Source organism: Catenulispora sp. GAS73, assembly GCF_041262085.1.
Classification (GTDB): Bacteria; Actinomycetota; Actinomycetes; order Streptomycetales; family Catenulisporaceae; genus Catenulispora.
Genome location: NZ_JBGCCM010000029.1, coordinates 83754 through 98099 on the forward strand (window position 1 = coordinate 83754; position 14346 = coordinate 98099).

Genomic DNA, 14346 nt, shown 5'->3' on the forward strand with positions numbered 1-14346 from the left:
CGATGCCAGTCGAATCCGTGTTCCCGCAGCTCGAAGCGGTCCTGCCGGGTGTGCAGAAGCCGATCCAGTACATCGGCGGCGAGCTGAACTCGACCGTCAAGGACTGGGACGCGTGCGACGTCCGCTGGGCCCTGATGTATCCCGACGCTTATGAGGTCGGGCTGCCCAACCAGGGCGTCATGATCCTTTACGAAGTGCTCAACGAGCGCGAGGGCGTGCTGGCCGAGCGCACCTACTCGGTGTGGCCCGACATGGAGAAGGTGATGCGGGAGCAGAAGATCCCGCAGTTCACCGTGGACGCGCACCGGCCGGTGAAGGACTTCGACGTGTTCGGCCTGTCCTTCTCCACCGAGCTCGGCTACACGAACATGCTGAACGCCCTGGACCTGGCCGGGATCCCGCTGGAGGCGAAGGACCGGACCGGCGAGCACCCGATCGTGCTGGCCGGCGGGCACGCCGCGTTCAACCCGGAGCCGATCGCCGACTTCCTGGACGCCGCGGTGGTCGGCGACGGCGAGGGCGCGGTGCTGGCGATCACCGACCTCATCCGCGCCTGGAAGAACGAGGGCCGCCCCGGCGGGCGCGAGGAACTGCTGTTCCGCCTGGCCAAGACCGGGAACGTCTACGTGCCGCGGTTCTACGACGTCGACTACCTGCCCGACGGCCGCATCCGGCGGGTCGCGCCGAACCGGCCGGGCGTGCCGTTCCGCGTGGCCAAGCACACCGTCATGGACCTGGACGAGTGGCCCTACCCGAAGCAGCCGCTGGTCCCGCTGGCCGAGACCGTGCACGAGCGCATGTCGGTGGAGATCTTCCGCGGCTGCACCCGTGGCTGCCGCTTCTGCCAGGCCGGGATGATCACCCGGCCGGTCCGCGAGCGCTCCATCACCGGCATCGGCGAGATGGTCGAGGCGGGCCTGGCGGCCACCGGCTACGAGGAGGTCGGCCTGCTCTCGCTGTCCAGCGCCGACCACACCGAGATCGCCGAAGTGGCCAAGGGCCTGGCCGACCGCTACGAGGGCACCAACACCTCGCTGTCGCTGCCCTCCACCCGGGTCGACGCCTTCAACATCGACCTGGCCAACGAGCTCTCGCGCAACGGCCGCCGCAGTGGTCTGACCTTCGCCCCCGAGGGCGGCAGCGAGCGCATGCGCAAGGTCATCAACAAGATGGTGACCGAGGAGGACCTGATCCGTACCGTCACCGCCGCCTACAGTGCCGGCTGGCGGCAGGTGAAGCTGTACTTCATGTGCGGGCTGCCCACCGAGACCGACGAGGACGTCCTGCAGATCGCCGAGCTCGCGCGCAAGGTCATCAAGGCCGGCCGCGAGGCCTCCGGCACCCGCGACATCCGCTGCACGGTGTCCATCGGCGGGTTCGTGCCCAAGCCGCACACCCCCTTCCAGTGGGCCGCGCAGCTCGACGCCGAGGGCACCGACGCCCGCCTGGTGAAGCTGCGCGACGCCATCCGCGCCGACAAGAACTACGGCAAGGCCATCGGCTTCCGCTACCACGACGGCAAGCCCGGCGTCATCGAGGGCCTGCTCTCGCGCGGCGACCGGCGGGTCGGCAAGGTGATCCGCGAGGTCTGGGAGCGCGGCGGCCGCTTCGACGGCTGGAGCGAGCACTTCTCCTACCAGCGCTGGGCCGAGGCCACCGAGGCCGCCCTGGCCGAGACTCCGGTCGACCTGGCCTGGTACACCACGCGCGAGCGCGAGTACAACGAGGTCCTGCCCTGGGACCACATCGACTCCGGCCTGGACCGGGACTGGCTGTGGGAGGACTGGCAGGACGCGCTGGAGGCGGCCGAGGGCGGCGGGAACGAAGTCGAGGACTGCCGCTGGACGCCCTGTTACGACTGTGGCGTGTGCCCGCAGATGGGGACCGAGATCCAGGTGGGGCCGACGGGGGTGAAGCTGCTTCCGCTGACGGTCGTCTGATGTCTCGTCCGCCCCGGGAGAGGACGTGCTTGTCGGGGCGATGATCTCACCGCTACTCTGACCTCACCAGATCCGAACAGAATCAAACGGATCACAACAGTCGGGATGAGGGTGGCGGTGAGCCTCGACATGGGATCGGTCGCATCGGTCGTGGACGACGCACGGCAGGAAGTTGAGCGGAGTTTCGTCGAGCGGTTCGGCGGCCGTCCCTCCGGTGTGTGGGCCGCGCCGGGCCGGGTGAACGTCATCGGCGAGCACACCGACTACAACGACGGCTTCGTGCTGCCGATGGCCATCGACCGCGCCTGCTACGCGGCCGCCGCCCCGCGCGAGGACCGGATCCTGCGGGTCCACGCCGCCCAACTCGGCGAGACCGTCGAGCTCTCCCTCGACGCCCTCGTCGGCCCCGGCTCCGCCGCCGACACCCGCGACGCGGCGAACCCCGATATGACGCCGCTGGCCGAACCCGCCGTCACCGGCTGGGCCGGCTACCCGGTCGGCGTCGCCTGGATCCTGCAGCAGGCCGGCTTCCCGGTCCGCGGCGCCGACGTGTACCTGACGAGCACGGTGCCGGTCGGCTCCGGCCTGTCCTCCTCTGCCGCCCTGGAGTGCGCGACGGCGCTGGCGCTCGCCGGCGTCTCAGAATTCGAACTCACCACCGCCGAGCTCGCTCTGCACACGCAGCGGGCGGAGAACATCTACGCCGGGGTGCCCTGCGGTCCGTTGGACCAGATGTCCTCGGCGTTCGGCCAGGACGGCTCGGTGCTGTTCATCGACACCCGCAGCGGCGAGGTCAAGCCGCAGCCCTTCGATCTGGCCGCGGAGAACGCGCTTCTGCTCGTCATCGACACCCGCGTGTCGCACGCGCACGGCGAGAACGGCTACGCCGACCGCCGCTCCGCCTGCGAGCGCTCGGCGGAGTTCCTGGGTGTCAGGGCTCTGCGTGACATCTCGCTGTCCGAGCTTCCCGAGGCGTTCGCGAAGGTCTCCGTCGGCCTCGGCGAGACGTTCGCGCGCCGGGTGCGGCACGTCGTCACCGAGGACGCCCGGGTCGAGCAGTTTGTCGAGATCCTGCATCAGGAGCCTGTCTCGCTGCCCCGCCTCGGGCATCGCATGATGCAGTCGCACGCCTCCCTGCGCGACGACTACGAAGTCAGCGCCCCCGAACTCGACCTCGCCGTGGCCACCGCCGTCGCGGCCGGCGCGCACGGCGCGCGGATGACCGGCGGCGGCTTCGGCGGCAGCGCCATCGCGCTGGTGGACCGCGACATCCTGCAGGACGTGCAGGACGCCGTGCTGGCCGCCTTCGCAGAACACGGATACACCGAACCGCAGTTCTTCCCCGCCGTCGCCTCGGCCGGCGCGCACCGAATCGCCTGACGGAGACCTCGACCATGGACCTCGATCTGACCAGGACCGTCACCAAGCTCTCGGACGGCAGGGAGCTGATCTACTACGACGAGACCCCCGGCCAGGACCGCTCCGCCGCCGACGAGCGCGATCTGCCGACCGTGTCGACCACCAGCGAGCTGCGGCGCGACCCGCTCACCGGGGAGATCACGGCGGTCGCCGGGCACCGCCAGGACCGCACCTTCCTGCCGGCCGCCGACCAGTGCCCGCTGGACCCCTCGCGCCCCGGGCACCTCAGCGAGATCCCGGCCGCCGACTACGACGTGGCGGTGTTCGAGAACCGGTTCCCGTCGCTGGCCGGCGACACGGGGCGGTGCGAGGTGGTGGTGTTCAGCGCCGAGCACTCGGCGTCGTTCGGTGCGCTGCCGGTCTCGCGGATCCGGCACATCGTCGACGTGTGGGCCGACCGGACGACCGAGCTGGCTTCTCGGGCGGGCGTTGAGTACGTGTACTGCTTTGAGAACCGCGGCGTGGAGGTCGGCGTCACGCTGCACCATCCGCACGGGCAGATCTACGCTTTCACTTTCATCCCGCCGCGGATGCAGAAGATGCTCGACGTGGCCACCGCGTATCACGAGAGCACCGGCGGCTGCGTGGCGTGCGACTCGTTGGCGGAGGAGAAGGCCGACGGCGCGCGGATCATCACCGCGGGCGAGTACTTCACCGCGTACGTGCCCTACGCGGGGCGGTGGCCGTTCCAGGTGGACATAGTCCCGAACCGGCATGTCCCGGACATTCCGGCGCTGACCTCTGTCGAGCGTGATGAGCTGGCGGCCATCGGCAAGGACTGCGTTCAGCGGCTCGACGCGCTGTTCGACGGGCCGATGCCGTACATAGGCTCGTGGTATCAGGCTCCTGTCAGTACCGGTCGTGCCGAGTCGCACCTGCGGTGGCAGCTCGCGGCTTTGCGGCGGGCGCCGGGGAAGCTGAAGTACTTGGCGGGGACGGAGTCGGGCGCGGGCGCGTTCATGAACGACATACGGCCGGAGCGGGCTGCGGCGATGTTGCGGGGCGAGGACGCTTAGTCCTTGGGTGCTCAGTTCTTGGGCGGTTTCGGCGTGCGAATCAGCAGACTGGCATAGACGTCTTCGTCGCCGATCGCGCGGTAGGTGTGGGGTACGTCCGCGATCCATGACGCGTGGCCGCCGGCTGGGATGGTCAGCGGTGCGTCGGGTCGGCCTACGCACGCTGTTCCGGTGAAGACGGTGAGGTATTCGACGGTTCCGGGTGGATGCGCGGGGGACAGCTGCTCGTAGTTGGGGCGGATGTGGAGACGGAAGAGTTCGGTGTCCGTGTCCGCGTCGGAGAAGGTCTCCAGCAGGGTGGCCGAGACTGCCGTTCCGTGAATCGTCTCCAGCGTTTTGTCGCCTTCGCGCGGGGGATCGGGGAGCAACGCGCCGATCGGGACGCCGAGACGGCCGGCGATCGCATACAGAGTCTCGACGGTGGGGTTGCCGCGCGAGCCGTCTTCCAGGCCCGAGAGTGTCGCTTTGCCGACGCCGGCGTCGCGGGCCAGGGCCGACAGGCTGACGTCGCGGTCTTGGCGCAGGCGTCGGATGCGTGCGCCGATCTGGGTCGCGAAGTCCGCGGTCGTGCCGTCTCCCACGTTCGCAACTTACACCGTTCTGCCAGCTGGTAGCTTGTTCCGTGTACGGAACAGGGAGGTTTCGCCTTGACTGTCGAGCAGGTCGGGGAGGCTGTTGCCGGTGGCGGTGTCTCCAGCGATGAATCCGCCGGGCTCGGTCCGACGTTCGGCGCCGGGGTCGTCACCGCGCTGGTCGGTTTCACGAGCTCTTTCGCCGTGGTCATCGCCGGGTTGCGCGCGATCGGCGCCACCGAGCGCCAGGCGGCGTCCGGGCTGTTGGTGCTCAGCGTTTCGATGGGCGTCGCGGGCATCGTCTTCAGCGTTCGCCACCGGATGCCGATCAGCATCGCGTGGTCCACTCCCGGCGCCGCGCTGTTGGTGAGCGTCGGTGCGGGGCGCGCGCACTCCGGGCATGGAGGCGCGACCGGCTATCGCGAAGCCCTCGGCGCGTTCGCGGTGGCAGGGCTGCTGACTCTCATCACCGGTTTCTCCCGCACCCTCACCCGCTGGATCGCGACCATTCCCGCGCCGATCTCGGCCGCGATGCTGGCCGGCGTGATCGCCCCGATCTGCCTGGAGTCGGCGCAGGCGGCGGTTCGCTTGCCCCGGCTTGCCCTTCCCGCGCTCGCGGTCTGGGTCGTCCTCGGCCGCTTCGCCAAGCGCTGGGCCGTCCCCGCGAGCCTCGCCACCGCCTTCATCGGCCTCGCGCTCGACCCGTCCACCCGCGGCCACCTGACCGGCGGCCTGCTCCCGACCCTGACGGCCACCGCCCCGCGCTTCGATATCGGAACCCTGATAAGCCTCGCGCTGCCGCTGTACCTGGTGACGATGGCCTCGCAGAACCTCGCCGGCATAGCCGTGATGCGCGGCTACGGCTACGAACCACCCATCCGCGAAGTCCTGATGGGCACCGGTGCCGCCACCACCCTCGGCGCCCCCTTCGGCGGCCTCGCCATCAACTTCGCCGCCATCACCGCCGCCCTCGCCGCCAGCCCCGACGCACACCGCGACCCCCGCCGCCGCTGGATCGCCGCCACCACCGCCGGCGCACTGTACGTCGTCCTCGGTCTCGGCGCCGCGGCAGCCACGGCCCTGCTGATAGCGGCACCACCACTGCTCATCGAAGGCGTCGCCGGCCTGGCCCTCCTCCCAGCCCTCGGCGGAGCCCTGACCACCGCCCTCACCGACACCCGCTACCGCGAACCGGCGGCAGCAGCCTTCGTCACCACCGCCTCAGGCATCACCGTAGCGGGCATCGGAGCCGCCTTCTGGGGCCTGCTCGTAGGCCTGGCGCTCCTGGCAACATCCCAGTTCCGAAGCCATCAAGTGAACAACACGTGACCGATGGCAACCACCAGCTAGCGCAGGGTGGACCCCAAGACGCCGGATGGATAAGCTGGCACGTCGGATCTCAGCACCCAGATCTACCAACCAGATCTACCAAGGGGAGAAGCAAGGTGTCCGCAAAGAAGCTCACGGCAGCCGCCGCGACAGCCCTCGCCGCAGCCACTTCTTTGGCGGTACCGGCTCACGCGAACGTCACGCCGGCCACGTTCCCTGGGCTGAACGGGAAGCTGACCGTCTCGACCGGCGACAACCAGCTGCACATCGCCAGTGGTACGAGCAGCAGCACTCAGGCGATGCCTTCGTTTAAAGTCTCTGACGCAGAGTGGTCGCCGGACGGAAGCCGTGTCGCCTACGTCGACGGGTGGGGCTCCCTGATCACAGCCCGCTACGACGGCACCGATCCCATATCCGTCGCGTCGGGCCTGAGTGCTGATTCGCACCCGACGTGGATGAACGGCGGCAGCCAGCTCGTCTACGCCCGGGGCGGAAACCTCTATCAGGTTCCGAGCCTGGGCGGAACGCCGCAGATTCTGTCCGCCGGACACCAGCAAGGCGATCAGGACTCGGTTCCGCAGGGTGGGGCAAACGGTGTTCTGGTCTTCCAGCGTATCAGCGGTGTGAGCCACGCCCCGTCGGTCTGGATCTACAACGGCTACACCGGCAATGCGCAGTTGGTGCGGAACACCGGCGGCGGTACGCAGCCCTCGCTCTCGCCCGACGCCAGGACGATTGTCTTCGTCGCCTACGACAAGCAGTCGCCGACACCGGTCCGGCAGATCTGGACTGTCGGTGCTGATGGCTCGAACCTGACTCAGTTGACGTTCGACACTGGTCCGTCCATCGACAATGATCGCCCGGCATGGTCGCCTGATGGCTCGACTATTGCCTTCAACGCTGAGAACGCCGGTGAGATCCGGACCATTGCTCCGACCTCGAATGCGTCGGAGCACTCCGCCGGTCCGTTCCTGGGCCGGATTTCCTGGCAGGCCGACGGCGACACCTCGAAGGCGCCCTCCGCCTCCAACCCCGTCAACCTCGTCGAGCGCCTCGACGGTCCGGACCGCATCGGTACCGCGAACCAGGTCTCGGGCTGGTCCTACGGGAACCAGCAGGCGAACGTCGTCGTGCTGGCCCGCCAGGACATCTTCGCCGACGCGCTGGCCGGGTCCGCGCTCGCCGCGCGGTTCCACGGGCCGCTGTTGCTGACGCCGACCGGGAACCTCGACGCCCGGACGCTGGGCGAGCTCAAGCGGGTCCTGAAGCCGGGCTCGTTCGTGTACGTGCTGGGGCAGACGAAGGCGATCTCGGCGAACACGTTCAACCAGGTCGCCGCGGCCGGGTTCCGGCCGACGCGGATCGGCGGGCAGGACCGGTTCGAGACCGCGGTGGACATCGCTGAGACGATCGTCCCCGACTACACGCACAATCCCGTCACCATCCTCGCCGCGACCGGGCTCAACTTCCCCGACGCGCTCGCGGCCGGTGCGGTGGCGGGTTCGCGGCCGAACACCGTCGTCGTGCTCACCTCCGACACGAAGATGCCGTCGGAGACCCAGGCGTTCCTGAACGCGGTGCCGCAGCGGACCGTGTACGGCGTCGGCGGCCAGGCCGTCAGCGCGCTGAGCTCCGTGCGGATGGCGGCGGCGCAGGTCTACGGTGCGAACCGGTTCGTGACCGCCTCGATCGTGGCGCACACGTTCTTCGGCGGGCCGCAGGTGGTCGGGATCGCGACCGGCTTCAACTTCCCCGACGCGCTGGCCGGTGGCGCGCTCGCCGGCAGTGTCGGTGGCCCGCTGCTGCTGACCGGCCCCACCGGGCTGCCCAGCGAGACGGAGGACTACCTGCGCAACGCCTCGGGCTCGGTCTCGGACGCCATCCTGTTCGGCGGCCCCGCGGTCATCACCGCGGACCAGGAGAGCCAGGTCGGCGAGCTCATCAGCCAGCCCGGCCAGTGGGAGTTCGCGGAGAACAACCCCTCCGCCCACACCGGCCCCCGCTAGGCCTTGCAGCACGTTCCTCCAGAGGGCGACGACGCCACCCGGCGTCGTCGCCCTCTGGGCGTCCCCGCTGACTACCCACAGTGACCGCCGCCCCGAACCGGCTATCCTGAACAGTCAGCAAAGCCCGCACCCCCGAGGAGACCCAACCCCCGTGGCCCGCATGCCCGACGGTCCTCCGCCGCCGCCGACCGTTCAGAAGCTTCGGATCCGCTACGCCAAGCGTGGGCGGCTTCGCTTCACCAGTCACCGTGACATTCAGCGTGCCTTTGAGCGGGCGTTGCGGCGGGCTCGGGTGCCGATGGCCTACTCGGCGGGGTTCACGCCGCATCCGAAGGTGTCGTGGGCCGGGGCCGCGCCGACCGGGGTGGCCAGTGAGGCCGAGTACGTCGAGATCGGGGTCACGCGGGCTTTGGTGCCGGCGGAGCTGGCCGCCGCTTTGGACGGCTCGCTGCCTGCTGACCTGGACATTCTGGAGATCGTGGAGGCCGCCACTCCGAACCTCATGGAGCGGCTGGAGGCTTCCGTGTGGGAGATCCGGCTGCCCGGGGTCGAGCCGGCGGCGGCGGTCGCTGCGGTCGCCGCCTTCGTCACCGCGGACGAGGTGCTGGTCGAGCGGATGACCAAGAACGGCGTGCGCACGTTCGACGCGCGGGCCGCCGTGACCGGGATCGAAGCCGCCGCGGCGACTTTTGTTTCCGCAGGTGAGAGCGGTGTCGGCGAGGGTGACGGGCACGGGGATCGACCCTGTGCGATACTGCGACTAGTCGTGCGGCACCTGACACCCGCCGTGCGGCCCGACGACGTCCTTACCGGACTCGCTCGTGTGGCAGGCCTGGTGCCGCCCGTCCCTCCCCAGGTGACGAGGCTGGCGCAGGGGCCGCTGCGGGACGGGTCCGACGCGACGCCGACCAGTGTGAGCGTGGAGGCGCTGTCCGATCCCCTGGATCCGGACCGGGTCGCCGCGGGGTCGGCGGGCGACCGGTGAGAAGGCCGGTGACGTCCAGAGCTCGACCCAACCAGACTTCTCGTCAGGTCGGCGGCCGGCCGGCGACAACGCCGGTCGGACCGACTGGACGAGGCGAAGACCACAACAGCCACCTGTGTGGCGCCGCAGAGCACCCGGATCTGTCAGGGATTCGCCGGGGAGTGCCCATCGCCCGCTGATCAGCGGGGACGATGTGGGGCACCGCTTCGCGTGCGCCCGGGGGCATGACGGGAGAACCGCCCGGATGCTCGACAACGAGCCCACCGGCGTCCCCGGCGAACAGCCGGACCAGACGTCAGACGCGCAGGACGCGGCCACCACGGCCGCCACGAACGAAGGCGAGGCGCCCCAGCGCCAGCGCCGGAGGGCGGCCAGCCGCCCGGCCGGCCCGCCGGTGCCCCCGGAGGCGGGCTCCGAGGCCGCGGCCTCGGGCGATGCCGCCGAGCCGGAGAGCAAGCCCAAGCGGGCTCGCAAGACGGCGGCCAAGAAGGTCGCCGCCCCGGAGCCGGCAGCAGAGGCGGCCGAGGCCGCAGACTCTGCCGACGCCCCCGCTGCCAAGAAGGCGACGCGTACTCGTACGCGCAAGAAGGCTGCCGAGGCCGAGCCCGTGGAAACGGGCCAGGCGCAGGACGCAGGCGCCGGTGCTGAGCTGGCCGCCGCCGCCGAGGAATCCGGCGCGACCGCGAAGACCACGCCGACGCGTACCCGGCGGCGTGCCACGTCGGCCGGTACCGCTGTCGAGCAGGCGGCCGCTGCCGAGACCGGTGAGACGAGCGCCGCGAGTGAGGCCTCAAGCGGCCCGGTCGCGTCCGCCGAGCAGGCCGACACCCCGACCACCGCAACTACCGCGCCCCGCACCCGCACCCGACGCCGCGCGACCTCCGCCGGCACCAGTGCCGAGCAGGCGACCGCCGAGGCGCCCGCCGCCGCGCACGAGCCCGAGACCGCCGGTGAGCAGTCGGCCGGCGGCCAGACCGCCGCCGAGACCGCCTCCCGCCCCGGCCTCACCTCACCCTTCGCGAACCCCTTCGCGGCCCCGCAGCTCCCGGCCACGGGCGCCAAGGTGGCCAAGAAGACCGCCCCGGCCCAGGAAACCCCGGCCGAGCAGCCCGCGAAGGCCGACAGCACGCCGGCCACCAAGGCTGCCAACGCTGCCAACGCCGCCCAGGCCGACACCGCCGCGCAGTCCGAGCCCGAGCAGGACTCCGACACCAAGCCCAAGCGCACCCGCCGCCGCGCCGCGTCCGCCCCAGCGGGCCCGCCGCGTGCGCAGGAAGCCGCGGAGTCGCAGCACGACGAGCCGGACGAGCAGCCGGTGGAGCAGGACAGGCCAGCCAAGCAGGACCGCCCGGACGGCCGTACCCGCCAGGGCCGGCAGTCCCGCCAGTCCAGGCAGGACCGCCAGGACAAGGACCGGGGCGACCGGGGCCAGCAGTCCCAGCCCGCCGCCGCCCAGGACACCGCGTCGGCCACCGCGCCGGCCACCACCCCCGCCGCCGAGCCCGTCGACCTCGACAGCCTCTCCCCGGCCGAGCGCGCCCGCGCCATCATCGCCGCCCGCGCCGCCGCGCCGGCCGCCGGCGTCCTGTTCCAGGCGCCCGACCTGGCCATCGTCGCCGCGCAGCAGGCCGCCGCCAAGGCGGCGAAGGCCGAGGCGACCGACGCCGAAGCCGAGGAGGAGCCCGAGGCGGAAGCCGAGGAGGAGCCGGCCCCGACGCGCCGCACCCGGACGCGCAACCGCAACCGCAATCGCGCCGAGCAGGCCGAGGCGCCCGCCGAGAGCGCCGAGGCGGAGGTCGAGGACGACGGCGACGAGGACGACGAGGGCACCGGCTCCTCCAGCCGTCGCCGCCGTCGGCGGCGCCGCCGGGCCGGTGGCGAGTCCATCGAGCCGGGTCCGGACGACCCGCCGAACACCGTGGTCAAGGTCCGCGAGTCCCGCGTCCGCAGCCGGGACCGCAAGGGCGGCCTGGTCTCCGACGACGACGTGCAGGGCGTGCGCGGCTCGACCCGCCTGGAGGCCAAGAAGCAGCGCCGCCGCGAGGGCCGGGACACCGGCCGCCGCCGTGCGCCGCTGATCACCGAGGCCGAGTTCCTCGCCCGGCGCGAAAGCGTCGAGCGGGTCATGGTCGTGCGCCAGAGCGGCGACCGGACCCAGATCGGGGTGCTGGAGGACGGCGTCCTCGTCGAGCACTACGTCAACCGCGCGCAGTCCGCGTCCTACGTCGGCAACGTGTACCTGGGCAAGGTGCAGAACGTGCTGCCGTCGATGGAGGCGGCGTTCGTCGACATCGGCAAGGGCCGCAACGCCGTGCTGTACGCCGGCGAGGTCAACTTCGACGCGGCCGGCATCACCGGCCAGGCCAAGCGCATCGAGAGCGTCCTGAAGAGCGGCCAGGCGGTCCTGACCCAGGTCACCAAGGACCCGATCGGCCACAAGGGTGCCCGGCTGACCAGCCAGATCTCGCTGCCCGGCCGCTACCTGGTCTACGTGCCCGAGGGCACCATGACCGGGATCAGCCGCAAGCTGCCGGAGAACGAGCGCAACCGCCTCAAGGCGATCCTGAAGGCGGTCGTCCCGGAGAACGCTGGGGTCATCGTCCGCACCGCCGCCGAGGGCGCGACCGAGGACGAGCTGCGCCGCGACGTGGAGCGGCTGTCCGCGCAGTGGGAGGAGATCCAGCGCAAGGCGGCCTCCTCGGCCAGCTCGGCTCCGACGCTGCTGTACGGCGAGCCGGACCTGACCGTGCGCGTGGTGCGCGACATCTTCAACGAGGACTTCAGCAAGCTGATCGTCTCCGGCGACCAGGCCTGGGACACCATCCGCGAGTACGTCGGCGGGGTCGCCCCGGACCTGGCGCCGCGGCTGGAGCGCTGGACCTCCGAGCAGGACATCTTCGCCGTGCACCGGGTGGACGAGCAGCTGGCCAAGGCGCTGGACCGCAAGGTCTGGCTGCCCTCCGGCGGCTCGCTGGTCATCGACCGCACCGAGGCGATGGTCGTGATCGACGTCAACACCGGCAAGTTCACCGGCTCCGGGGGCAACCTGGAGGAGACGGTCACCCGCAACAACATCGAGGCGGCCGAGGAGATCGTCCGCCAGCTGCGGCTGCGCGACCTCGGCGGCATCATCGTCATCGACTTCATCGACATGGTCCTGGAGTCCAACCGCGACCTGGTGATGCGCCGCCTGCTGGAGTGCCTGGGCCGGGACCGGACCAAGCACCAGGTGGCCGAGGTCACCTCGCTGGGCCTGATCCAGATGACCCGCAAGCGGGTCGGCCAGGGCCTGCTGGAGGCCTTCTCAGAGACCTGCGACAAGTGCAACGGCCGCGGGGTGCTGGTGCACATGGAGCCGGTGCCGGTCGGCCACGGCCACTCGCCGGAGGACGCCGAGCGCGACGGCCGGGGTCCGCAGGGCCGCGGCGGCCGCCAGGGCGAGCAGGGCCGCTCCGAGGGCCAGAACGGCGCCGAGGACGAGCACGAGGGCGGCCGCGGCCGGCGCAAGCGCCGCAAGTCGCACGGCCACGCCGACCGCCAGCAGCACTTCGACCCGCAGTACGACCTGGACGGCGTGCCGGAGGAGTTCCAGGACTTCGCCGACGGCGAGCACGCGGACGCCGGTCCCGTCACCGTGACCAAGGTGGCCCGGGTCGCCGCGGTCGACGCCGACCACGACGACGCGGCCCAGGACGACGCGGCCCAGGACGAGGCCGCCGAGCTGTCCGAGCACAGCGACGTGGAGCACATCCCGAGCCACGAGCACGTGGTGGCCCCGGTGGTGACCCCCGCCGACGTGGTCGCCGCCGAGGAGGCCGACGTCACCGAGCGGCTGGCCGCCGGCGACGCCCAGGCGCACACCGTCTACGTCCCGCACGCCGGCGGCGATGTCAGCGTGGCCGAGGCGGACCGCGAGGAGACGGAAGCCGAGGCCGCCGAGCCGGTCGCGGTGGCCGTGGCCGCCGCGACAGCCGCCGAGGCCGGCGAGTCGGCCGAGGACGCGCCCAAGCGGCGCGGCCTGCGGGTCCGGCGCGCGGCCAAGCGTCCCGCCGGTCCGCCGGCGGCGCACAGCTGAGAGCACGGCTGACAGTGCGGTCCGCACCGGGCACCACGAAGCCCGGTGCGGACCGCACGGCCCAGCAGCACCAGCTGCCGGGCCGGCTCGGATCGGCACCGGCGGTGCCGACTGGGTCTCGGTTTGACCCTGAGGCGTGGACTTCCGTACCCTTGAGCTTCGGCATGCGATACGTGTGCCCGGCATCCGTAGGGCCCCTGCGCAAGCAGCGGCGGCCCGGATGATGATCGGCTCGATGGGTCGTCAGTCCGTATACCTCGCAAGAAGTGGCGGACGCTCGTGACCAGCGACTGAGTTGGTCAAGAAGAGTGGACAGCAGACCTGATCGACCCACAGTCGACGAGAAGAGAGTGAGTTTCGCGGTGTACGCGATCGTCAAGAGCGGCGGACGGCAGCACAAGGTGGCTGTCGGCGACGTCGTCGAGGTGGACCGCCTCCCGGGCGCCCCGGCCGGCCAGGAAGTGGAGCTGTCCGCGATCCTGCTCGTCGACGGCGACGCCGTCACCTCCGACCCGTGGGTCCTGGAGGGCGTGAAGGTCAAGGCCGAGGTGGTCGAGGAGACCAAGGGTCCGAAGATCCACATCCTCAAGTACCGCAACAAGACCGGCTACCGCGTGCGTCAGGGCCACCGCCAGAAGCACACCCAGATCAGGATCACCGCCATCGACGGCGGCAAGAAGTAAGGGCGGGCTGACACATGGCACACAAGAAGGGCGCATCGTCCTCCAAGAACGGCCGCGACTCCAACGCCCAACGCCTCGGCGTGAAGCGCTTCGGCGGCCAGAAGGTCAACGCCGGCGAGATCATCATCCGCCAGCGCGGGACCCACTTCCACCCCGGTCTGAACATGGGCCGCGGCAAGGACGACACCCTGTTCGCGCTGGCCGCGGGCAAGGTGGAGTTCGGCACGCTGCGCGGTCGGCGCGTCATCTCGATCGTCCCGGTGGCCGAGTAACCGCCACCGGCGACACACTGCTTCGAGGAGCGGGCCGGGGAATTCCCCG

General features: G+C 71.1%; 10 protein-coding genes. 9 read left to right on the forward strand and 1 reads right to left on the reverse strand.

The features are described from left to right. The first annotated feature begins 2 nt into the window (after window positions 1-2). From ABH935_RS35775 to galT, 3 genes are all read left to right on the forward strand, one after another. Complete coding sequence (locus ABH935_RS35775) at window positions 3-1940, forward strand: TIGR03960 family B12-binding radical SAM protein (RefSeq protein WP_370382396.1); 1938 nt, start codon at window positions 3-5, stop codon at window positions 1938-1940. Between the two features lie 111 nt (window positions 1941-2051). Then, window positions 2052-3320: a galactokinase gene (gene galK, locus ABH935_RS35780; RefSeq protein WP_370382454.1), complete on the forward strand. Its 1269-nt coding sequence runs from the start codon at window positions 2052-2054 to the stop codon at window positions 3318-3320. 14 nt (window positions 3321-3334) lie between these two features. Further along, window positions 3335-4375 carry a galactose-1-phosphate uridylyltransferase gene (galT, locus tag ABH935_RS35785; protein WP_370382397.1) on the forward strand — a complete coding sequence of 347 codons (1041 nt, stop codon included), beginning with the start codon at window positions 3335-3337 and terminating at the stop codon, window positions 4373-4375. A gap of 11 nt (window positions 4376-4386) precedes the next feature. Here galT and ABH935_RS35790 read toward each other — a convergent pair whose 3' ends face one another. Further along, a complete protein-coding gene (locus ABH935_RS35790) occupies window positions 4387-4956 on the reverse strand; it encodes a helix-turn-helix domain-containing protein (protein ID WP_370382398.1) in 570 nt (189 codons plus the stop codon). 66 nt (window positions 4957-5022) lie between these two features. On the opposite strand from ABH935_RS35790, the gene ABH935_RS35795 reads away from it, so the two are divergent. The 6 genes from ABH935_RS35795 (at window position 5023) to rpmA (ending at window position 14297) form a co-directional block, all read left to right on the forward strand. Continuing rightward, a complete protein-coding gene (locus ABH935_RS35795) occupies window positions 5023-6276 on the forward strand; it encodes a benzoate/H(+) symporter BenE family transporter (protein ID WP_370382399.1) in 1254 nt (417 codons plus the stop codon). A gap of 116 nt (window positions 6277-6392) precedes the next feature. Next, the gene (locus ABH935_RS35800) at window positions 6393-8282 is read left to right on the forward strand and encodes a cell wall-binding repeat-containing protein (protein WP_370382400.1); all 1890 of its coding nucleotides are present in this window, start codon (window positions 6393-6395) and stop codon (window positions 8280-8282) included. Between the two features lie 160 nt (window positions 8283-8442). Continuing rightward, complete coding sequence (locus ABH935_RS35805; RefSeq protein ID WP_370382455.1) at window positions 8443-9267, forward strand: TIGR03936 family radical SAM-associated protein; 825 nt, start codon at window positions 8443-8445, stop codon at window positions 9265-9267. A gap of 244 nt (window positions 9268-9511) precedes the next feature. Beyond that, window positions 9512-13342 (forward strand): Rne/Rng family ribonuclease, encoded by a 3831-nt coding sequence (locus ABH935_RS35810; protein ID WP_370382401.1) that lies wholly within the window; start codon window positions 9512-9514, stop codon window positions 13340-13342. Window positions 13343-13704: 362 nt separating this feature from the next. After that, a complete protein-coding gene (gene rplU / locus ABH935_RS35815) occupies window positions 13705-14025 on the forward strand; it encodes a 50S ribosomal protein L21 (protein ID WP_370382456.1) in 321 nt (106 codons plus the stop codon). Window positions 14026-14039: 14 nt separating this feature from the next. Then, a complete protein-coding gene (rpmA, locus tag ABH935_RS35820; protein WP_370382402.1) occupies window positions 14040-14297 on the forward strand; it encodes a 50S ribosomal protein L27 in 258 nt (85 codons plus the stop codon). Window positions 14298-14346 lie beyond the last annotated feature (49 nt).

What these genes read in the sequence shown, in the direction of transcription:
- ABH935_RS35775 (WP_370382396.1), top strand. Translation starts at nt 3, where the DNA reads ATGCCAGTCGAATCCGTGTTCCCGCAGCTCGAAGCGGTCCTGCCGGGT.
- galT (WP_370382397.1), top strand. Translation starts at nt 3,335, where the DNA reads ATGGACCTCGATCTGACCAGGACCGTCACCAAGCTCTCGGACGGCAGG.
- ABH935_RS35805 (WP_370382455.1), top strand. Translation starts at nt 8,443, where the DNA reads ATGCCCGACGGTCCTCCGCCGCCGCCGACCGTTCAGAAGCTTCGGATC.
- ABH935_RS35810 (WP_370382401.1), top strand. Translation starts at nt 9,512, where the DNA reads ATGCTCGACAACGAGCCCACCGGCGTCCCCGGCGAACAGCCGGACCAG.
- rpmA (WP_370382402.1), top strand. Translation starts at nt 14,040, where the DNA reads ATGGCACACAAGAAGGGCGCATCGTCCTCCAAGAACGGCCGCGACTCC.